The 19472-nt window shown below is 69.4% G+C and carries 19 protein-coding genes and 2 pseudogenes; 13 read left to right on the forward strand and 8 right to left on the reverse strand.

Annotated elements, in window-relative coordinates:
• On the forward strand, positions 1-954 hold the full coding sequence (locus tag ACZ5XS_RS19735; protein WP_468652949.1) for a fumarylacetoacetate hydrolase family protein: 954 nt from the start codon (positions 1-3) through the stop codon (positions 952-954).
• Positions 955-960: 6 nt separating this feature from the next.
• On the opposite strand, the gene ACZ5XS_RS19740 is transcribed toward ACZ5XS_RS19735, so the two are convergent.
• Positions 961-1500, reverse strand: a complete 540-nt coding sequence (locus ACZ5XS_RS19740) for a MarR family winged helix-turn-helix transcriptional regulator (RefSeq protein ID WP_468652951.1) — start codon at positions 1498-1500, stop codon at positions 961-963.
• Positions 1501-1622: 122 nt separating this feature from the next.
• Between ACZ5XS_RS19740 and ACZ5XS_RS19745 the strand changes: the two genes are divergently transcribed.
• A complete protein-coding gene (locus ACZ5XS_RS19745) occupies positions 1623-3107 on the forward strand; it encodes an NAD-dependent succinate-semialdehyde dehydrogenase (RefSeq protein ID WP_468652953.1) in 1485 nt (494 codons plus the stop codon).
• A 43-nt stretch (positions 3108-3150) separates the two neighbouring features.
• Positions 3151-4170, forward strand: coding sequence for a dihydrodipicolinate synthase family protein (locus ACZ5XS_RS19750; protein WP_468652955.1), 1020 nt, complete (start codon positions 3151-3153; stop codon positions 4168-4170).
• Positions 4171-4829: 659 nt separating this feature from the next.
• Here the strand turns inward: ACZ5XS_RS19750 and ACZ5XS_RS19755 are convergent.
• From ACZ5XS_RS19755 to ACZ5XS_RS19775, 5 genes and pseudogenes are all read right to left on the reverse strand, one after another.
• The gene (locus ACZ5XS_RS19755; protein WP_468652957.1) at positions 4830-5525 is read right to left on the reverse strand and encodes a GntR family transcriptional regulator; all 696 of its coding nucleotides are present in this window, start codon (positions 5523-5525) and stop codon (positions 4830-4832) included.
• 74 nt (positions 5526-5599) lie between these two features.
• On the reverse strand, positions 5600-5950 hold the full coding sequence (locus tag ACZ5XS_RS19760; RefSeq protein WP_468652959.1) for an aldehyde dehydrogenase family protein: 351 nt from the start codon (positions 5948-5950) through the stop codon (positions 5600-5602).
• A 155-nt stretch (positions 5951-6105) separates the two neighbouring features.
• A pseudogene (locus ACZ5XS_RS19765) lies at positions 6106-6537 on the reverse strand (alpha/beta fold hydrolase); the annotation flags it as partial.
• A complete protein-coding gene (locus ACZ5XS_RS19770) occupies positions 6534-6914 on the reverse strand; it encodes an amino acid synthesis family protein (RefSeq protein WP_468653149.1) in 381 nt (126 codons plus the stop codon). The gene ACZ5XS_RS19770 and the pseudogene ACZ5XS_RS19765, both read right to left, overlap by 4 nt.
• A 69-nt stretch (positions 6915-6983) precedes the next feature.
• A pseudogene (locus ACZ5XS_RS19775) lies at positions 6984-7408 on the reverse strand (LLM class flavin-dependent oxidoreductase); the annotation flags it as partial.
• Between the two features lie 211 nt (positions 7409-7619).
• Between ACZ5XS_RS19775 and ACZ5XS_RS19780 the strand changes: the two are divergent.
• The 4 genes from ACZ5XS_RS19780 to ACZ5XS_RS19795 all read left to right on the forward strand — a co-directional run bounded on the left by ACZ5XS_RS19780 (position 7620) and on the right by ACZ5XS_RS19795 (position 11224).
• Positions 7620-8555, forward strand: a complete 936-nt coding sequence (locus tag ACZ5XS_RS19780; RefSeq protein WP_468652961.1) for a flavin reductase — start codon at positions 7620-7622, stop codon at positions 8553-8555.
• A 28-nt stretch (positions 8556-8583) separates the two neighbouring features.
• Positions 8584-10011, forward strand: a complete 1428-nt coding sequence (locus ACZ5XS_RS19785) for a purine-cytosine permease family protein (protein ID WP_468652963.1) — start codon at positions 8584-8586, stop codon at positions 10009-10011.
• Positions 10012-10481: 470 nt separating this feature from the next.
• Positions 10482-10676, forward strand: a complete 195-nt coding sequence (locus tag ACZ5XS_RS19790) for a hypothetical protein (protein ID WP_468652965.1) — start codon at positions 10482-10484, stop codon at positions 10674-10676.
• Positions 10673-11224, forward strand: coding sequence for a cysteine hydrolase family protein (locus ACZ5XS_RS19795; RefSeq protein ID WP_468652967.1), 552 nt, complete (start codon positions 10673-10675; stop codon positions 11222-11224). The genes ACZ5XS_RS19790 and ACZ5XS_RS19795 overlap by 4 nt, the downstream gene beginning before the upstream one ends.
• A 736-nt stretch (positions 11225-11960) precedes the next feature.
• Here ACZ5XS_RS19795 and ACZ5XS_RS19800 read toward each other — a convergent pair.
• Positions 11961-12947 (reverse strand): ornithine cyclodeaminase family protein, encoded by a 987-nt coding sequence (locus ACZ5XS_RS19800; protein ID WP_468652969.1) that lies wholly within the window; start codon positions 12945-12947, stop codon positions 11961-11963.
• 274 nt (positions 12948-13221) lie between these two features.
• Positions 13222-14151: a LysR family transcriptional regulator gene (locus tag ACZ5XS_RS19805; RefSeq protein ID WP_468652970.1), complete on the reverse strand. Its 930-nt coding sequence runs from the start codon at positions 14149-14151 to the stop codon at positions 13222-13224.
• Positions 14152-14299: 148 nt separating this feature from the next.
• Here ACZ5XS_RS19805 and ACZ5XS_RS19810 point away from each other — a divergent pair, with 148 nt between their 5' ends.
• The 6 genes from ACZ5XS_RS19810 to ACZ5XS_RS19835 all read left to right on the forward strand — a co-directional run bounded on the left by ACZ5XS_RS19810 (position 14300) and on the right by ACZ5XS_RS19835 (position 19456).
• Positions 14300-15493 carry a cytochrome P450 gene (locus tag ACZ5XS_RS19810; protein ID WP_468652972.1) on the forward strand — a complete coding sequence of 398 codons (1194 nt, stop codon included), beginning with the start codon at positions 14300-14302 and terminating at the stop codon, positions 15491-15493.
• Positions 15490-15828 carry a bifunctional 3-phenylpropionate/cinnamic acid dioxygenase ferredoxin subunit gene (locus ACZ5XS_RS19815; RefSeq protein ID WP_468652974.1) on the forward strand — a complete coding sequence of 113 codons (339 nt, stop codon included), beginning with the start codon at positions 15490-15492 and terminating at the stop codon, positions 15826-15828. Before ACZ5XS_RS19810 ends, ACZ5XS_RS19815 begins: the two co-directional genes overlap by 4 nt.
• On the forward strand, positions 15825-17006 hold the full coding sequence (locus ACZ5XS_RS19820) for an NAD(P)/FAD-dependent oxidoreductase (protein WP_468652976.1): 1182 nt from the start codon (positions 15825-15827) through the stop codon (positions 17004-17006). The genes ACZ5XS_RS19815 and ACZ5XS_RS19820 overlap by 4 nt, the downstream gene beginning before the upstream one ends.
• A 49-nt stretch (positions 17007-17055) precedes the next feature.
• Entirely contained in the window at positions 17056-18138 is a 1083-nt protein-coding gene (locus tag ACZ5XS_RS19825) for an S-(hydroxymethyl)mycothiol dehydrogenase (RefSeq protein ID WP_468652978.1), read from the forward strand.
• Entirely contained in the window at positions 18139-18768 is a 630-nt protein-coding gene (locus tag ACZ5XS_RS19830; protein ID WP_468652980.1) for an MBL fold metallo-hydrolase, read from the forward strand. It begins immediately after the preceding gene.
• A gap of 184 nt (positions 18769-18952) precedes the next feature.
• Positions 18953-19456, forward strand: coding sequence for a flavin reductase family protein (locus tag ACZ5XS_RS19835; RefSeq protein ID WP_468652982.1), 504 nt, complete (start codon positions 18953-18955; stop codon positions 19454-19456).
• Positions 19457-19472 lie beyond the last annotated feature (16 nt).

Below are 19472 nucleotides of genomic sequence, written 5' to 3' on the forward strand. Positions count from 1 at the left end.
ATGAGCCAGACCCCCTTCTCGCTGGGAACGTTCGCCGACGGGCCGTCCGGTCCGTTCCCCGGCATCGTCGTGAACGACAGGGTGTACGACACCCGGACCGTCCTGCCCGCGGCCACGACCACGTCGCTCCTGCTGGCCGACTGGGACGCATCGCTGGACGCGCTGCAGTCGCTGGCCGACGCACCCGAGGGCGAAGGGCGGCCGGTCGGGGAGCTCACGGTGCTCGCCCCGGTCCGGCCACCGGGCCAGATCTTCGGCGCCGGAGCCAACTATCGCGAGCACGTCATCCAGATCACGGTGGCGCACCGCCTGGGAAAGGCGGACGCCACCGAGGAGGAGTTGCGCGAGCAGGCGGCCCGGGAGATGGACGAGCGTGCCGCGCACGGCGAGCCCTACGTGTGGGTGGGCGTCCCGTCCGCGATCAGCGGTCCGTACGACGACGTGATCCTGCCCTTGCTCGGTGAGAACCATGACTGGGAACTCGAGCTGGGCGTGGTCATCGGGCGCGAGACACGCGAGGTGAGCCGTGACGAGGCCATGGAGCACGTCGCCGGGTACACCATCTGCAACGACCTGACGACGCGCAGCCTGGTGCCCCGCCCGGAGATCCCGATGATGGGCACCGACTGGATGCGGGCGAAGAACCAGCCCACGTTCTACCCCACGGGCCCCTACCTCGTGCCGGCGCGCTTCGTGCCCGACCCGCAGGACCTGGACATCACGCTCCGGCTCAACGGCAAGGTCATGCAGAAGGGCAACACCAACGACATGATCTTCGGGATCGCGGCCCTCATCTCGTACATCTCGCACCGGGTGACGCTGCAGCCGGGCGACATGATCATCACTGGTTCTCCGCAGGGCAACGGCTCGCACTACGGCCGCTTCCTGCGGGCGGGCGACGTGATGGACAGCGAGATCACCGGACTCGGCGCGCAGCGAAACCTCTGCAGGTAGCAGCCGTCACATCCGTTGCTTGACCTCGAACCGCAGCGAGTGGGTGGTCAGCTTCTCCAGCAGTGCGATCAGCGTCCTCAGTTCATCCTCGCTGAGCGAGCCCGCCCATTCCTGCTCACGTTCGTTGTGCGCCTGGAAAGCCGTGGTGATCGCGTGCAGACCGCTCTCGGTGAGGCTGAGGTTGACCGCGCGTCCGTCGTGCGGGGCACGTGCCTTGGTGACGAGGCCGTCCCTCTCCAGCGTGTTCACCAGCGCCGACACGGCCGCGCGACTCATGCCGGACAGCTCCGCGACCTTCTTCGCCTCGACCGGGCTCGACAGCCAGATCGCGAACAGCACGCGGAAGCCGGGCCACGACCATCCGCGGGGCCGGTGGACGGTTGATTCCAGGTCATAGGCCAGCATGTTCGCGGCCCGGTGGAGGGTGAGCACCAACCGCATCGCCAGCGGATCGATGCCTGGGAGCTCACGGCTCGCGCGGCTGATCGCGTGATCGATGAACGACCAGAAATGCAGGTCCTCGTTGTCCGGGTGCTCGTGGTTCACACCAGGAGTGTAGGCCGGACGGCCGATCATCCTCCGGCCCGCCTTCCAGCCGGACCCTGCCGCGTACCGCGCCCCGTATTCCGAAACGTATCGAATGTCCCAGGGATAAGAGGAAAGCCTCTATGAGCACCAAGACCGCTGCCGCGGAAGTCCTCAGCGAGAAGTCGCTCTTCCAGGAGTCGGCCTATGTCGACGGACGCTGGGTCAGCCACGGGGAGTCCGGGCGGTTCTCCGTCGACAACCCTTCCACGGGCGCGACGATCGCGGATCTGCCGTCCATGAGCCGGGCCCAGGTGGCCGATGCCATCACGGCGGCCGGCCGCGCGCTCCCGGACTGGCGCGCCCGGTCCGGCAAGCAGCGGGCCCAGGTCCTGCGCCGTTGGTTCGAGCTCGTGACGGAACATGCGGAGGATCTCGCTCGCCTGATCACCCTGGAGGAGGGCAAGCCCCTCGCGGAAGCACGTGGCGAGGTGGCGTACGCGGCCTCGTTCATCGAGTGGTTCGCCGAGGAAGCCAAGCGCGTGCGCGGCGACATCTTCCCGGCCCCCGACCCGTCACGCCGCGTCCTCGTACTCAAGGAGCCGGTCGGCGTGTGCGTCGCCATCACACCCTGGAACTTCCCGGCGGCCATGATCACGCGCAAGGCCGCTCCGGCCCTCGCCGCCGGATGCACGATGGTCGTCAAGCCGGCCGCCCAGACGCCGCTGACCGCGCTCGCGCTCGCTGAGCTCGCCGAACGCGCCGGCGTCCCGGCGGGCGTCCTCAACGTCGTCCTGGGCAAGGCCCGTGAGATCGGTCCGGAGCTGACCGGCAACCCAGCGGTGCGCAAGGTGAGTTTCACCGGCTCGACCGAGGTGGGACGCGTCCTGCTCACCGAGTGCGCGCAGACGGTGAAGAAGGTCTCGATGGAGCTCGGGGGCAACGCGCCGGTCCTGGTCTTCGACGACGCCGACCTCGAGGCGGCTGTCGAGGGCGTCCTCGCGAGCAAGTACCGCAACACCGGCCAGGCCTGCATCAGCGCGAACCGGGTCTACGTCCAGGCCGGCGTCTACGACCGCTTCGCCGAGGAACTCGCCAAGCGGGTCAGCGAGTTGACTGTCGGCGACGGTTTTGAACCCGGCGCGGAGCAGGGGCCGCTCATCGATGCCGCCGCCGTCGACAAGGTCCAGGAACACATCACCGATGCCACCGGCCACGGCGCACGCGTCCTGTGCGGCGGGTCGGGCCACGAACGTGGCGGGTTCTTCTTCCAGCCGACCGTGCTCGCCGACGTGGCCCCCGGTATGAAGATCACGCGGGAGGAGACGTTCGGTCCGGTCACCCCGCTCATCCGGTTCGTCGACGAGGCGGACGCGATCCGCATGGCCAATGACACCGAGTACGGGCTCGCGGCCTACGTCTACAGCCGCGACGCCGAGCGGATCTGGCGGGTCTCCGCCGCGATCGAGGCGGGCATGGTCGGCATCAACTCGGGGCTGATCTCCAACGAGGTCGCACCGTTCGGCGGCATCAAGCAGTCGGGCCTCGGGCGTGAGGGCTCGGTACACGGCATCGACGAGTACCTGGAGATGAAGTACCTCTCCTGGGAAGGCGCGGGTGCCCGGTAGACCTCCACGGACTCAACGCACACGACGAACGAAAGGGACAGGCATGTCCGCATACACCCGTGCCGAGGCACGTGACTGGGCCCGCGAGAAGCTTGTCGGCGCGGTCAACTGCACCATCCCCTCGTTCACCGGCGACCTGCGGGCCGTCAACGAGCGAGCCGTCCGCCACGACATCCGCCTCGCCAAGGAACATGGCTTCATCGGCACCCTCGGTGTCTCCGAGATCAGCATCACCCTCGACGAGTACCTGGAGTTCCTCCGCATCTCCAAGGACGAGGCCGGCGACGACTTCTACGTCGTCCACCACGCGAGCTGGAACGACCTCGAGCAGAACCTCGAAGCGGTCCGTGGTGCCGAAGCGGCGGGAGCGGACCTGGTGCTGCTGGCCTACCCGCCCAACTTCTACCCGGAGTCAGAGCAGGAGATCTACGACTACACCAAGGCGGTCTGCGAGGCCACGAGCCTCGGGATCATCCTGTTCCCGATGACCATCTGGAACTTCGGCGCTCGCATCCACCCCTCCGATCTCCCGACCCGGCTGATCCGCCGTCTGATCGACGACATCCCCAACATCGCGGTCATCAAGGCCGAAGGCGGATACCCCAACATCCAGAGCGCCGTCGAGTGCAACCGGCTCTTCGGCGACGAGGTGGTCATATCGGTGCCGATCGAGGGCGATCTGATCCCTCTGTCGCAGGTGATGCCCATTCAGTTGTCGGCGACCAGCGACCACGAGTACTTCGGCCCGATGATCCCGCGCGTCATGCAACTGCTGCGCGACGGGAAGTACGACGAGGCAACGGAGATCTACTGGCAGCTGCACCCGGCCCGCAAGACCAAGGCCGCACTGTTCGGGACCCTGCACGGTGGGTCGGTCCTCAACCGCCAGGCCTGGAAGTTCCAGGGGTGGCTTCAGGGCTACAACGGCGGCCCGCTCCGCCAGCCGACGATGCGCCTCCAGGACAGCCAGATGGCCGCCCTGCGCAAGGGACTCGTGGACGCCGGCCTGGAGCCGAGCATGGATCCCATCCGTGAGTTCTTCACTGGACGCAACCGGGCCTGAGCTTGATCTTCAACTGCGCCGGGGCACCTGACCTGCTGATCTTGTCGTCCTCGTGAGACAGCAGTACGGCCGTTCTTCACCGTTCGAAATATCGAACAATGTCGCGTGGAGGACGGCCGCTCTGCGGAGTCTGGCTTGTGCAGGTCCCGTTGACGCCGCGCTGAGCGGTCGTTGCCGACGACGGATTGCGCCGCCAGCGTCCTGCGCGGGGAGCCGACATCCGCGCCGCCGTCCACGATCGACCGGGTCGCCCACATCGCGTGCGACGAACCGGTAGTGCTATACACACTCTCGGTCTGGCGTGGCTGGCCGGACTCAGCGCGCATGCCCTCCCGTACTGCTTTGCTCGTCAAGCCGCCAAAGCGATGGGCGGCGCCGGCAGGTAGCACCGCCCATCACGCAGGAGGGCCCAGATGACGTTGACACGGCGGCGAGCGGGGGCGAGGACCGCCGCAACCGGGTACAGGCGTCCTGTCCGCCCGCTGTGCGGTTGCGGGTCGGACACGGGCTGACGGTGACTGAAGTTCACGCCTGATCTTGGACAGCGGATGCGTCAGCGGCCGGCGCGCCGCACTCGTCGGCGGCCGGCTGCTCGACTCCGCGGGCCGGCTGCTCGCGCCCGCCGCCAGTCCGTGCAGGGTGTGTGCCCCGGCAGATCCTCAACTCCGCTGCTGTCGTTCGTCCATGCCCGCCATGAGGGCCTGGTGGCTGCGGCTGACGTGCTGGCGCATCACGCGTTCCGCGCCGTCGCCGTCCTTGGCGAGGATGAGGTCGAGGACGCGGTGGTGCTCGTGGTCGGACTCGCTCAGTCGGCCGGGCTGGGCGAGCGAGGTGCGGACCAGGCGCTCGTAGGCCAGCTGGTTCATGAGCGTGCGGTAATGCGCCTCCAGTTTGGAGTTGTCCGCGCCGATGACGATCAGGTCGTGGAACTCGTGGACCAGTTGCGCGTACCGCTCGGCGTCGCCCGCGCGGACGGCCTCGTCGGCCTCCCGCATGTTCTCCTCGATGCGGGCCACTTCGGGGACGTTGCCGCGGAAGGCCAGCAGCCGGGCGGCGGCGCCCTCCAGCAGTTCCTTCATCTGGAACAGCTCGGTGATCTCGCGCCGCGACGGCACGGCGACGAACGTGCCCACCCGCGGGCGGACTTCCACGAGACCCTCGATCTGCAACTGTTTGAGTGCCTCGCGGATGGGTGTGCGGCTGACGCCGAACGTCTCCGACAGGGCCATCTCGGACAGGCTGGAACGTGGCGGCAGCTCCCCGCTGATGATCATCTGGCGCAGCTCTTCGGCGACCCTGGCCTGCATGCTGGTCTGCTGCAGCGGTTTCCGTGCCCGTCCACTGGGTTGTTGCATGGTACGTGAACGTAGTGTGGAGAGGCGCGCGGCGTCAACCACCCTCGGCACTGCCTTCTGCCATGCAAGGCGGCTCATGACCGCAGGACGAAGTGATCACCCACAGGTTCCTCGCTCGTGTTGACCCACACGCTCTTCAGCCGGGTGTACTCCCGGATGACCTCCGTGCCGTGTTCGACGCCCGTGCCGCTGCTCATGAAGCCCGAGCGCGGTGACATCGGCGACATCGACCGGTAGGTGTTGGCCCGGACGGTGCCCGCCTCCAGGCGCGCCGCCATGCGGTGGACGCGCTTGACGTCCGGGGTCCACACGCCCGCGGCCGGACCGTAGATCGAGTCGTTCGCGATGGCGAGGGCCTCCTCCTCGGACGCGAACGGCATGACCGTGGCGACCGGACCGAAGATCTCCTCCTGGCGGATGCGCATCGAGTTGTCCGTGCCGGTGAAGACCGTGGGGGAGTAGAACCAGCCGCGTTGAGCAGGCCAGGTACGACGTGCGGTCGTTCTTCAGCAGGGTGGTGAGGACCCGACCGGGCCAGCTCGGGCTCCCTGGTCCGCCACGCCGGCGAGAACCAGCGCTCCACCGCCGCGAGCGCCGACGCCTCGAAATCCGTCACGGCCCGTTCCCGGCGCCGTGCCACGGCTGGCCGCTCCTCCCGCGATCGTCCGGCGACGGAGCTGACCAGGGTGACTGAGGCCGTCAACTCGGGCCTCACGGTGGCCAGTTGCTGCGCGATCAGGGCGCCGAGAGAGAAGCCCACGAGGTGCGCGGGGCCTTCCAGCGGTGCCGCCACGTCAGCCGCCAGCTCCGGCAGGGACACCCCGGGAGCCGTCGGCGGAGAGGTGCCGTGTCCGCGCAGGTCGACCACCTTCACGCGGTGCAGTTCGGCCAGTGCGGGCAGGCAGCGTTCCCACATCGACCGCTCGAGCCCTACACCGTGGAGCAGCACGAGGTCGGCACCGGTGCCGTGCACCTCGTGGCTCAGCGCCACCGACGGGCCCACCGTGGTCATCGTTCCGTCGACAGCGGCGCCAGCCGGGCCTGCGGCCGCCCCTGCGCCGCGGCCGCCAGGCCGATGACGATCTCGTCCGCGCGCGGGCCGTCCGGCACGCGGACCTCGATCGTCTGGTGGTGCGAGCGGATCGTGGCGTATGTTCGCCGTGGCGCGGTACAGCTCGAAGCGGTCCTTGAGGGCCGACACCGGCGGGAGCCAGAACATGCCCTGCACGCCGTCGGCAGCCGCTGCCTGGATGGAGCGGGGGCTGTCGATGACCTGCCACAGGGGCGGGTGCGGACACTGCAGGGGGAAGGGAGTGACCTGCATCTTCGTGATGGGCCGGCGGTCGTGTAGTCGTCCGTCGCCGGGGAGAGCGGGCAGTTCCACTTCACGCCGGGGGCCGGGAACTCGTAGAAGCGGCCCTTGTGGGAGAAGAACTCGCCGTTCCACGCCTTGCGCAGGATCTCGACCGTCTCGTCGTACAGAGCCCGGTTCTGCTCCTGGTCGCGCGGGTCGGCCAGGGCACTGAGGTTGAGTGCCTCGCGGCCGTACAGACCACGGCCGAGGCCGACCTCGACACGGCCGCCGGAGAGCTGGTCGAGCATCGCGATGTCCTCGCCAGCCGCAGTGGATGCCAGAAGGTGGCGATGGAGGCCGCCTGGCCGATGCGGATACGTGACGTACGGGCCGCGATGTCGGCGCCCATCCGGACCGGGTTCGGCGTGATCTCGATCGCCTCGTGCCCGAAATGGTGCTCGGTGTACCAGGTGGACCAGAAGCCGGCCTGTTCCGCGGCGACTGCGAACTCCCGGGCCTCGTCCATCACTTGGGCGTACTCGCCGAGCCGCCCGGGGGCTCCGAGGTTGTGGAATGCCGAGAATCGCATCCCGTGACCTTCCCTCTCTCACTGTGCCATGGCAGTGAGGCTAGGAGTCCGGAATCGGTGCCGTCAAGGGTTAACTACTCAGAAACAAGTCTGACCTGTGCATTTGATCGCCACTGCAGTAATCACCAGGCTTTTCCGGATGAGGTGTTGACACCGAACCATCCCCTCCCTACGGTCCTCTGCCATACAAGAGCTGACTGAGGAACCCACCATGACCCACACTCTTGACCGCCCCGCCGCCGCCGATCGCAGCTCCCGTGTCCGCTCCGCTTGGCGCGCCGCCTGGGACCAGGGACACCTCGACGCGCTGGATGAGCTGCTCAGCCCCTCCTACGTCCGCCGCCGCGGGCCCGCGTCCGTCACACAGGACCGGGACCAGCTCAAGGACTCCATCCGGGCTGTCCGTGAGGCGTTCCCCGACCTGCGGACCGAGATCGAGGACATCGTCGAGGACGGCGACCGGCTGGCGATCCGCTGGCGCAGCGCCGGCCGGCACACCGGGGACTTCCTCGGTGTGCCGCCCACCGGGAAACCGGTCGAGGTGTCCGGCGCGACCTTCGCCCGCTTCGAGGGGCCCTCGGTCGCCGAGGAGTGGGTGACCTTCGACTCCCGGCAGCTCCTGGAGGCGCTCGGGATCATTTCCACCGTCCAGCAGGCCGCCGTCGACGCCGACCTGGTGCGCGGGGTGCACCGCAAGTTCATCACCGGCGTCACCGTGGTGACCACGGACGACGACGGCGCGCCCCGCGGCCTCGCGGTCAACGCCTTCTCCAGCATCTCGCTCGACCCGCCAATGGTCCTGGTCTGCGTGCAGCACAGCTCCAGCACCCATCCCGCACTGCACCGGTCGAGCCATCTCGGCATCAGTATCCTGGCCGCCGACCAGCTCGACGTGGCGAAGACCTTCGCCTCCAAGGGCGACGACAAGTTCGCCCGTATCTCCTGGACCCCCGGTGACTTCGGCGCCCCGCTGATCGACGGCTCCTGCGCCCAGCTGGAGGTCGAGATCGGACAGCGGCTCGAGGCCGGCAGCCACACCGTGTTCACCGGCCGGGTGGTCTCCGCCCGGCACGACGACCTCGCCCCGCTGGTCTACAGCGGCGGCGGTTTCTTCGACATCTCGCACACGGCGCCGTTGCCGTGGTGACCCCGACCCACCCGAGCAGGAGCACCGCATGACAGACGGAACACCGGCGCCGGTCTACGGCAGCGCGGTCACCAAGATCGAGCCCTTCGGGATCGACCACATCCCCGACAGCGAACGGCACGGCAAGCCCAGCTCGCAGTTCTTCGTCTGGTTCGCGGCCGGTCTCAACTTCCCGATCATCCTGCTCGGCTTCAGTGCGGCCTGGTTCGGGCTGAGCTTCGGCGCCGCCGTCACGGCCATCGTCGTCGGGGCGGCGCTCGGCTCGCTGCTGATGGCCGTTATGTCCCGGATGGGTGTACGGCTCGGCGTGGCGCAGCAGGTCCAGGCGCGCGGCCCGCTCGGATTCTTCGGCAACTTCCTGCCCGTGGCATACATCAACGTGTTCGCCGGGATCGGCTGGGCGGCGGTCACCGTCATCCTGGGCGGCAAGGCGTTCGCCGAGCTGACACATCTGCCGTTCTGGCTGTGTGGCGCGGTACTCACGGCGGTCGAGCTGGTGGTGTCGATCTACGGATACAACATGATCAACTACCTCCAGAAGGCGCTGACCTACGTCCTCACCCCGCTCTTCCTCCTCATCACCGTGGTCGCGGTCGTGCGCGGCGGAAGCCTGTTCCACGCCGACCCGAAGGCGGCCGGCTACATCGGCTCCGCCGGCGGCTGGGTCACCTTCGGTGGCTGGTTCCTGTCCTTCCTGGTTGCCTGGGCGCCGTTCGCCTCGGACTATTCCCGCTATCTGCCGGACACCCCCGAGGTCGTCACCCGCACCGCCTGGTACACCGGCCTCGGCAACTTCGTCACCATCTGCTGGCTGGGCATCCTGGGCGTGGTCGTCGGCGGCAGCACGACCAGCTCGGACTCGATCAGCGCCCTGCACGAACTGGCCGGCCCCTTCGCCGTGCCCGCCCTGCTCGCCGTCGGCCTGTCCGCCCTCGCGCAGAACTTCCTCAACGTCTACGGTGGCGCGATCTCCGTCCAGACGCTGAAGATCCCGGTCAGCCGCTCCCAGGCGGTCACCGTCATCTGTCTGCTGGCCTACGCGATCAGCCTGTGGGGCGAGGCGGGCACGGAGGACAAGTTCAAGGTGTTCCTCAACCTGACCGCGTACTTCATCGCGCCCTTCGCGGCCGTGCTGCTCCTCGACTTCTATCTGGGCGGCCGCTCCGACCCGGCCCGTATTTCCGAGCTCTACGACCGCCGCCGGGTGCTGGACTGGGGCTTCGTCTCGTGGGCAGGCGGGGTGGCCGCCTCGGTGCCGTTCTGGCAGTCCAGCTTCTACACCGGCCCCTTCTCGGCCGCGTATCCGGGGGCGGGCGACCTGAGCATGTTCGTCGCGGCCGGAGCGGGCGCGGTGCTGTACCTGCTGACGTACCGGCTGAAGCCGCTGTGGGTGCGGGGCTCTTCCCGAGGTTCGTCCGAGCTGGGCTCCAGCGAATCGACGGCTGCTGTGTCCTGACGGAACCTCAGGGCCGGGTCCGCCCCTTCGGAGGCGGACCCGGCCCTTCGGCTTACGGGGACCCTCCACGGCGGAAATCCGGCCGTGACACCCAAGAGGTCTCCCCACCCGGTTCCTCCCTGTGACGGCCTTCGGGGACAGCCCCCAGCACTGAAGCTCGGCCTTGATCAGCCGCGGAGCTGTCCCATGACGCCCCTGTCTACTGTTGTGAAACAAACTTTCTCTTGGTTAGACTCCTCTGAACGAGTCTGCGCACGGAAGGACGACCCGACGGCGGTCATCCCGCTCTCCGTCTTCGCCCCTTCCAGTCCCCTTCGCGTTACGCGTCACTGAGGTCGGTGCCTGAGCCGATTCCGGCCGCGGGGGAGAGCCACTCCCGCTGGACCCCCTGCCGCCCCCTCCGTGGATCGCGGCGTCGGCTACTCTCCCGCCACCCCACCCACCCGCTCACCAGGACAGACAGGTCGACGATGACGGAACACCGAGCCGACACGACAGCGGACCGACCGCTGTCCCTCCACCACCCCGACGACCGTTACGGCGAGGTGCCCGCCGTCCCGCCGCTGTTCCCCCTGCCTGCCACTGCCACCGCCCGCGGCTTCCTCGGCACGCCGGCCCTGGGCCGGGACCGCGTCCGCGCACAGGAGGGGGCGGTGACCGTATGACGACCGGCTGGCTTGCCGTCATCGACATGCAGGACGTCTTCGCCGACCCCGCGAGCCCCTGGGCGGCTCCCCGCTACACCGAGGCGGCAGCAGGCGTACGACGCTTGCTGCCGGCCTTCGGCGAGCGTGTCACCTTCACCCGCTTCATCGCCCCCGCGCAGCCCACCGGCGCCTGGCGCGCCTACTACGACCGCTGGCCCTTCGCGCTCCAACCGCCCGACGCCCCGCTCTGGCGGCTGACGGACGAGTTCGCGCCCCTCGCGCACGACGTCCTCGACGCGTCCACTCTCGGCAAGTGGACCCCCGAACTCGCCGCCCGAGCCGCACCAGGAGGCCGCCTGGTCCTGGCAGGCGTCAGCACAGACTGCTGCGTACTGTCCACGGCGCTCGCCGCCGCCGACGCCGGAGTGGAGGTGCTGGTCGTCGCCGACGCCTGCGCGGGCGTGGACGACGACTATCACGCCCAGGCCCTGCACGTCATGGACCTGTACCGGCCGCTCGTCCGCGTCACGACCGTCACGGAACTGCTGGGCGGCCCTCTGGCGTGACCCTCGCCCCTGGCCGCCGCCGTCCACCACGCAGCCACCGCCCCCCAGAGCGCCGCGTGCTCCGCGGGCGGGTGGCAGTCGGTGGTCAGGACGCGGCCGCTACAGCGGAGGCGCGGAGATCGCCTTCGATGTACTGGGCGCGGCCGAGCCGAAGGACCAGTCGGCGGGGGTGTTCTCAACGTATCCGATGAAGACGTCCTCGCCGGGGCCACACCCACCCGTGCCAGCGATGTGGCGATGGCGGCAAAGAGGCGCTGCTTGACCTCGGTCGTGCGCCCGGTCTGCGTGAAGATCTGACGGAGCCGTCGTCACCGCGCTCGGAGCCCAGGCCGGCGTCCTGCGCGAGCCGGCCTGGCTCGACGGCTCGGCGTCCCCGCTTCGGTAGTACCGCCTGTTACCGCGACACCGGTGCAGGACGACGAGCAACCTCGTGGCGGCGGATGCGGTACCCGCGGAGCGGCCGACGTCATCGGGGGTTCGGCTACACCCGTCGGGACGGGGAGGGGTACTTCGGTGATGCCTGGGCGGCCTTGCTCGCGGCCAAGGGTAAGTACGACCCGCACAACGTGCTTTCCCAGTCGCGCCCCGTGGTCTTACGGACTATCCCCTGAGACGGGTGACATCACGCACGAGGCCGCGTCGGCGTCGGCGAGTTCGGACCGCCCCCCGGGGTGGCTGCTCTGCGGCTACCACCCCCGGGGGCCGTAGTGGCCCGGCTCAAGGGCCTGATGTCCGTTCAGTGTTCTTGAAAGGCACGGCTGACACGGGCGTCCAGCGACACGCCGGCGCCCCGTTCGCCCGCGAGACGCGCGCACAGCGCCGCCACGGTCAGATCCTGCAGAGCGGACCCGACCGACTTGTAGAGCACGATGTCATCGGTTCCGGTCCGGCCCGGTGCGCGACCGGAGACCACGTCGGCGAGAGAAACGAGCTTGTCGGTGAACTCCAGGCCCTCGGCCCGTGCGGCGATGAAGTCGCCGGTCTCGTGGGCGACTTCATCGACAAGGTCGCACACCACGACATCCGCGCGGTCGATGGCGACAGGGTCGAGTTCACGCTGCTCGGGCAGTGTCGACCCGATGGACACGACGGTCGTGCCCGCCTTGAGCCAGGCGCCGCGAACGGTGGGCGTCTCGTCACGGGACCGGGCGGCGCACAGCACCAGATCCACGCCGTCGACCGCGTCCTCGGGCGTCTCGGCGGGGACCACCTCGGTCGCCAGGTCGGTGAACGACCCGGCGAACCGGGCTCGGCTCGCCGCGCTCGGACTGTAGACCCGTACGGAGGTGAGCTCCCGCGTCGCGGCCAGGGCCCGAAGGTGATTCGTCGCCTCGAACCCCGAGCCGATGACGGCGACCGAGAGCGGCCTCTGCGGTGCCAGGTACCGGACGGCGAGGGCCGAGGTCGCCGCGGTACGGAAGCCCGTGATCGACCGGCCGTCCAGCAGGGCGACGAGCTCCGTGGTCTCAAGGTCGAACAGCGTCACGAGGTAGGCGCCCCGCCGCTTGCCGTTCGACACGGCGATGAGCTTGGCTCCCATCACACCGCTGCTCGGGAGTATCCCGCTGAGGGTGCGCATCCATTCCTCCTCGCCCCTGGCCATCGTCCGCGGGGGGAAGTGCGCTTCGGAGACCGGGGCGGCGTAGGCCTCGTGCAGAGCCTTCAGCGCGGACTCCCAGTCGAGCAGGGAACGGACGTCGTCGTCGGTGAGATACACGGCCATGGGGAAGCTCCTTGCGGGTGAGCCGGTCGACCGGAGGAAGGGGGCGCACGACAGGCCGAAACACGCCATCTCCTCGCGCGCATGGGCTCATTGACGGCGAGGCCGAGCAGGTCGCGGGGGATCCGGTGGGCACGAGTCGGGCGACCGGCCCACTCCCTTCGATGCGGTACGTATCGTTTCGATTCATGCTCACATTAAGTGGCGGCCGCACCGTCCGCAATCCCGTGCGCGCTTTTCGGCAAGGGTGGCTACACCGAGATACCCCCGAAGCCGATCACGTGCGATCCCCGACCGCCGGCCGTACCGGTCCGTCCGCAAGGGCCCGGCGGCAGAAGTCGGCGAACGCCTTGGCGCGTCTGGTGAGGTTGGCGCGGGCGGGCCAGGCGAGCAGCACGGGCATGTCCGGCACCTCCTCCCGGATCTCGCATTCGGCCAGCGGTACGCCCTCGTGGCTGATGCCGGAGGCCGGCCGCTGGATCAGAAGTGAGTAGCCGAGGCCCCGCGCCACCAGTGACCGCACCGTCTCGAAGCTGCTCGTCGTGTGCCGGATCACAGGCCGTATGCCGAGTGAAGCGAGCAGCTCCGTGAAGTAGTGCCGACTCGGCGGGTTGTCGAGCATGACCATCGGTTCGTCGGCGAGGTCGTGCAGGCTCACCGGCCCCTGTCCGGCCAGAGGGTGTGCGCGGGGCAGGAGCAGATGCGGCCGGGTGATGTACAGCGTCTCCTGCTGAATGCCCGGCTGCAGGTCGAGGTCGTACAGCAGGGCCATCTCGCAGCTGCCGTCGAGAAGTTTCTCCTGCAGTTCCACCTGAGTGCCCTCCGCGAAGCTCAGCCGCACCGTCGGATGCTCGGTGGCGAAGCCCTCCAGGACGCCGGGCATCAGGAACGGGGCCAGGGTCGTGTAGCAGCCGACCGTCAGGTTCCCCGAGAGCTCCCCGCCCAGGTTGCGTGCACTGGAGACCAGTTCGTCCGCGTGGGCGAGCAACGGGCGCGCGTCGGCGAGCACGGCCAGGCCGGCCTGAGTGATCGTCAGCCCTTTGGCCTGACGGCGTAGGAACAGCTGGACGCCGAGGGTGCGCTCGAGCTCGCTGACGGCCAGGGCGATCGTCGACTGGGAGATGTGCTCGCGTGCCGCGGCGCCCGCGATGGTTCCGGCCTCGGCCGCCGCCACGAAGAACCGGAGCTGGCGCAGTGAGAGCGTCATGGTCCATACCTCAGGATTCCTGTGGTTGTTGTCGGCGCATTGCTGGTTTCCAGGGTATTCCGTGCTCAGGCGGCGTACCGCACAGTCGTTGCAGCCCGATGCGGCCGACATCCCCTGTCCGGATGTGGCCGACACGTGAGGAGCCGCAATGCCCATCGCACGTAATCTCACCAGCAAGGACCTCTACGCCGACCCGTATCCCGTCTACCGCGAACTCAGGGACGACGAGCCCTGGGCCTGGTCGGACGGGCTCGGTCTGTGGCTCGTCAGCCGCTACGAGGACGTCGTCTTCGTCGACGAGCACCCCGAGATCTTCTCCGCGCACCAGGTGAACTCCCTCGCCGAACGCACCATGGGTCTGGTCATGATCCGAACCGACGGCGACGCCCACCGCAGGCTGCGCTCGGCGGTGGACGGCCCGCTGAAGCGCCGCAACGTGCGTCAGCAGTGGTCGGCGGGGCTCACCTCGCACGCCACGGAACTCGCCGCGCGGTTGGCCGAGAAGCCGGAGTTCGACCTGGTGACGGACTTCGCGGCGCCGTTCGCCGCTCAGGCGCTGACGCGGACGGCGGGGCTGCCCGACGTGACCACCGAGCAGGTGGTCGAGTGGTCGCGTGCCTTCATCGCGGGCCTGGCCAACCACGACGACGACGCGGAGGTCTGGGAACGGGCCGGACGCGCCAGGGCCGAGGTGGGGGAGCTGGTCCGCGAGGCAGTCGCCCGCGTGACGGCCCTACCGGACCACACCGTGATCTCCGCGATGGTGCACGCCGAGCTCGCCGAACCGCTGACGGCCGAGGAGATCGCCACTCAGGTGCGTCTGATGATCTCCGGCGGCTTCAACGAGCCCTGGCACGCGCTGGCCACCCTGGTCTGGCAGCTGTGTGAACAGCCTCAGCTGCGCGACCGCGTGCTGGCCGACTCCGAGGCCCTCGACGCGGCCATCGAGGAGACGATGCGCTGGCTCACCCCCGTCGGAGCCTTCCCGCGCCAGCTCGCCGTCGACCACACGGTGGGGGACGTGACCCTGCGGGCCGGGGACAAGCTGCTCGCGCTCGCCGCGTCGGCCAACCGGGACGGCCGGAAGTTCGCCGCCCCCGACGCCTTCGACATCGACCGTCCCGGACTGTCGGACCACCTCGCCTTCTCGCTCGGCGCCCACTACTGCCTCGGCACCTATCTGGCGCGGGAGCAGCTCCGTACCGCGGTGCCCGCACTGTTCGGCGCGCTCACCGGGCTGCGCGTCACCAGCACTCCGAACCTCGTCGGCTGGATGTTCCGCGGACCGGAATCGGTCCTCATGCGTCACGACGCCCAGGGCGTGAAGGGAGCGGCGCAGTGATCCAGCTCTGTCCGATCGCGGACCTCACCCCCGGTGTGGTCACCCGGATCGCCAGGCCCGACGTGCCGGTTCCGCTGGCACTCGTCAAGGTCGGCGAACGTGTCTTCTGTATCGACGACACCTGCTCCCACGAGACCGCCTCGCTGTCCGACGGCTGGCTCGACGGCCACGAGATCGAATGCCCGTTGCACGAGTCGCGTTTCGACCTGCGCACCGGCAAGCCCGACTGCCCGCCCGCGCGGCGGCCCATCCGTACACATGTCGTGCAGGTCGTCGACGGCATGGTGTGCGTCGACGCAACGTCCTTGGCTCCGACCATGGAGACCGCGCGATGACCACGATCGCCGTCGTCGGCACCGGGCTGGCCGGTGTCAGAGCCGCCGAAGCCCTCCGCGCCGACGGCTACGACGGGCGTCTCGTGCTGGTCGGCGAGGAGGCCGCGCAGCCCTATGACAGGCCTCCGTTGTCCAAGCAGGTGCTGCTGGGCAAGTGCGAGAGCCAGGACATCGCGCTGACGGACGAAGACCTGCGTGCCGTGCTCGACGCCGAATGGCTGCTCGGTACCCGCGCCACCGCTCTCGATCCGGCCTCACGCGCGCTCACCCTCGCCGACGGGCGAGGCCTGCACGCGGACGGTGTGGTCATCGCGACGGGAGCCCGCGCTCGCACACTCCCCGGAATGCCGCGGCTGCGTGGGGTGCACACCCTCCGCACGCTCGACGACGCACACCGACTGCGCGAGGACCTGTCCCGGCCCGGCCGGGTCGTCGTGGTGGGAGGCGGGTTCATCGGCGCGGAGGTCGCCTCCTCGGCGCGTGCCCTCGGACACGAGGTGACCATCGTCGAGTACGAACAAAAGCCGCTGCTACGTCAGTTGGGGCCGCATGCCGCCGGCATCCTGGGTCGCCTGCACACGGACCACGGGGTCGCTCTGGTGACCGGCGTGGGTGTCACGGGCCTCGTCGGCGAGGACGGGGTGCGAGCGGTGGAGCTGTCCGACGGCCGCTCCCTTCTCGCGGACGTGGTGGTCGTCGGCGTGGGAGCCGCGCCCAACACCGAGTGGCTGACGGGTTCCGGTGTCGCCTGCGACAACGGCGTTCTCACGGACGAGTGGTGCCGGACCACCGTGCCCGGGGTCGTCGCGGCGGGCGACGTGGCCGCGTACCGCTGCCGCGGGGGGCGGCTGCGCATCGAGCACTGGACCAACGCGCGGGACATGCCGGTCATCGCGGCCGGATCGCTGCTGGCCACGTTGCGAGGGCAGGACCCCACGGCGCAACCGGTCCACGACCCGCTGCCCTATGTGTGGTCGGACCAGTACGGCGTCCACCTCCAGATCGCCGGCCGACCCGGCGTCGACGACGTGCTCGAACTCGTCTCGGGCTCGTTCGACGACAGCTTCGCAGCCGTGTACCGGCGCGACGGCGAGATCTCCGGCGTCCTCGCGGTCGACAGCCCACGGGAGTTCGGGCGGCTGCGGCGGGATCTCCGCGGCGCCTGGAGCATCCGGTAGCCCAGCCGACGCGTCGGCGACCCACTCAACTTTCCAGAGGAACACAGACATGTCTCATGAAGTCCGCGCTGTCGTGGCCCGCAGCAAAGGCGCCCCTGTCTCGGTGGAGACCATCCTGGTGCCCGACCCCGGACCGGGGGAGGCCCTGGTGCGGGTGCAGGCCTGCGGGGTGTGCCACACCGACCTGCACTACCGGGAGGGCGCCATCGGGGACGACTTCCCCTTCCTGCTAGGCCACGAGGCCGCGGGAGTCGTCGAAGCGGTCGGTGAAGACGTCACCGACGTCGCCCCCGGTGATTTCGTCATCCTCAACTGGCGGGCGGTGTGCGGGCGGTGCCGCGCCTGTCGGCGCGGGCAGCCCTGGTACTGCTTCGACACGCACAACGCACGGCAGAGGATGACGCTGAAGGACGGCACGGAGCTGGCGCCCGCCCTCGGTATCGGGGCCTTCGCGGAGAAGACCCTCGTGGCCGCCGGCCAGTGCACGAAAGTCCCCCAGGTCCGGCCCGAAGCGGCCGGCCTCCTCGGCTGCGGGCTCATGGCCGGGCTGGGAGCCGCGCTCAACACCGCACCGGTCACCAGGGGACAGAGCGTCGCGGTGATCGGCTGCGGCGGCGTCGGCGACGCGGCGATCGCCGGTGCCCGCCTCGCCGGAGCGGCCAGGATCATCGCGGTGGACATCGACGACCGGAAGCTGGCCCTGGCCGAGACCTTCGGCGCCACACACACCGTCAACTCCCGCGACACCGACCCCGTGACGGCGATCCGCGAGCTCACCGGCGGGCACGGAGCGGACGTGGTGATCGATGCCGTCGGCCGTCCGGAGACGTACCAGCAGGCCTTCCACGCCCGTGACCTGGCCGGAACCGTCGTGCTGGTGGGAGTCCCGACGCCGGACATGAAGCTGGAGCTGCCGCTGCTGGACGTCTTCGGCCGCGGTGGGGCGCTGAAGTCCTCCTGGTACGGCGACTGCCTGCCCTCGAGGGACTTTCCGATGCTGGTCGACCTGTACCGGCAAGGGCGACTGGACCTGGACGCCTTCGTCACCGAAACGATCAACCTCGACGAGGTGGAGAAGGCCTTCGAGAAGATGCACTCAGGTGAGGTGCTGCGGTCCGTGGTGGTGTTCTGAGTGGCCGCACGAGTCGAACACGTCGTCACCACCGGGGAGTTCACCCTCGACGGCGGTACGTGGGAAGTGGACAACAACGTCTGGATCGTCGGGAACGACGAGGAGGCCCTCGTCATCGACGCCTCCCACGACGCGGACCCGATCGCCGCAGCCGTCGGCGAGCGTCGGCTGACCGCGATCGTGTGCACGCACGGGCACAACGACCACATCAACGCCGCTCCGGCGCTCGCCGCCCGCACCGGTGCGCCGATCCTTCTGCACCTGGACGACCGCATCCTGTGGCGGAACGTCCACCCGGACAGATCCCCGGACGGTTACCTTTCCGACCGGCGTCGGCTCACGGTCGCCGGTACGGAACTCATCGTGCTGCACACTCCCGGCCACAGCCCCGGGGCCATCTGTCTGTACGCGCCGGACCTCGGCACCGTCTTCACCGGCGACACGCTCTTCGCCGGCGGCCCGGGGGCCACCGGACGGTCGTTCTCGGACTTCCCCACCATCATCCGTTCGATCCGCAGCGAACTCCTGCCCCTGCCGCCGGACACCCGGGTGCTCACCGGGCACGGAGCGACCACGACCATCGGGGCCGAGGCTCCGCATCTGGAGGAGTGGATCGTCCGCGGCCACTGAATTCTCCGCTCCGGCCTTCCCAGGAGCGGTCGGCACAGGTACCGTCCAAATAATCAAAGCTTTGATTACATGCTTTGATCAGGATCTTGCCCGCTTCGTCCCCAGCCCTGCTGGGCCGGCGCCGCCCCCTCCCCGGCCCTTTGCCAAAGGGCACAGCCGACGATCGACCCAAGGAGTCCTCCTCATGTCCCGCTCCCTTGCCCCTCCCAGCCCTGGCGCCCTGCGCGCCTGCATGTCCCGGTTCGCCACCGGCGTCACCGTCGTGACGTACGCGGGCGAGGACGGTCCCCGGGGCGCGACCATGAACTCCTTCACGTCGGTCTCCGCCGATCCCGCGCTGGTGCTCGTCAGCGTCGCCCGACGCGCCCGCTGCCACGACCAGCTGATCGACAGCTCCTTCTGCGTCAACATCCTCGGCGCCGAACAGGAGCCGGTGGCCCGGCTGTTCGCCGGGGCACAGGGTGCCACCGAGCCCCGCTGGGCGACCGCGGCCCGGGTGCCCCGCCTCACGAACCCCCTGGCATGGGTGGAGTGCGAGCCATGGCAGGCGTACGACGGCGGAGACCACACCCTCCTCGTCGGCCGCGTCACCGACCTCGGCCACCGCGACGGCGACGCCCTCACCTACGCCTGGAGCCGCTTCGGCACGGCGGCCGAGTCCACCGACGGCATCGAACACCTCATCTGAACCGCCCCCCCCGCTG

Source organism: Streptomyces sp. NPDC033131 (assembly GCF_055578365.1).

Coding starts and splice junctions, on each gene's coding strand:
- ACZ5XS_RS19735 (WP_468652949.1), top strand. CDS start 1: ATGAGCCAGACCCCCTTCTCGCTGGGAACGTTCGCCGACGGGCCGTCC.
- ACZ5XS_RS19745 (WP_468652953.1), top strand. CDS start 1,623: ATGAGCACCAAGACCGCTGCCGCGGAAGTCCTCAGCGAGAAGTCGCTC.
- ACZ5XS_RS19750 (WP_468652955.1), top strand. CDS start 3,151: ATGTCCGCATACACCCGTGCCGAGGCACGTGACTGGGCCCGCGAGAAG.
- ACZ5XS_RS19755 (WP_468652957.1), bottom strand. CDS start 5,525: ATGCAACAACCCAGTGGACGGGCACGGAAACCGCTGCAGCAGACCAGC.
- ACZ5XS_RS19760 (WP_468652959.1), bottom strand. CDS start 5,950: ATGCGCATCCGCCAGGAGGAGATCTTCGGTCCGGTCGCCACGGTCATG.
- ACZ5XS_RS19780 (WP_468652961.1), top strand. CDS start 7,620: ATGACCCACACTCTTGACCGCCCCGCCGCCGCCGATCGCAGCTCCCGT.
- ACZ5XS_RS19785 (WP_468652963.1), top strand. CDS start 8,584: ATGACAGACGGAACACCGGCGCCGGTCTACGGCAGCGCGGTCACCAAG.
- ACZ5XS_RS19790 (WP_468652965.1), top strand. CDS start 10,482: ATGACGGAACACCGAGCCGACACGACAGCGGACCGACCGCTGTCCCTC.
- ACZ5XS_RS19795 (WP_468652967.1), top strand. CDS start 10,673: ATGACGACCGGCTGGCTTGCCGTCATCGACATGCAGGACGTCTTCGCC.
- ACZ5XS_RS19800 (WP_468652969.1), bottom strand. CDS start 12,947: ATGGCCGTGTATCTCACCGACGACGACGTCCGTTCCCTGCTCGACTGG.
- ACZ5XS_RS19805 (WP_468652970.1), bottom strand. CDS start 14,151: ATGACGCTCTCACTGCGCCAGCTCCGGTTCTTCGTGGCGGCGGCCGAG.
- ACZ5XS_RS19810 (WP_468652972.1), top strand. CDS start 14,300: ATGCCCATCGCACGTAATCTCACCAGCAAGGACCTCTACGCCGACCCG.
- ACZ5XS_RS19820 (WP_468652976.1), top strand. CDS start 15,825: ATGACCACGATCGCCGTCGTCGGCACCGGGCTGGCCGGTGTCAGAGCC.
- ACZ5XS_RS19825 (WP_468652978.1), top strand. CDS start 17,056: ATGTCTCATGAAGTCCGCGCTGTCGTGGCCCGCAGCAAAGGCGCCCCT.
- ACZ5XS_RS19835 (WP_468652982.1), top strand. CDS start 18,953: ATGTCCCGCTCCCTTGCCCCTCCCAGCCCTGGCGCCCTGCGCGCCTGC.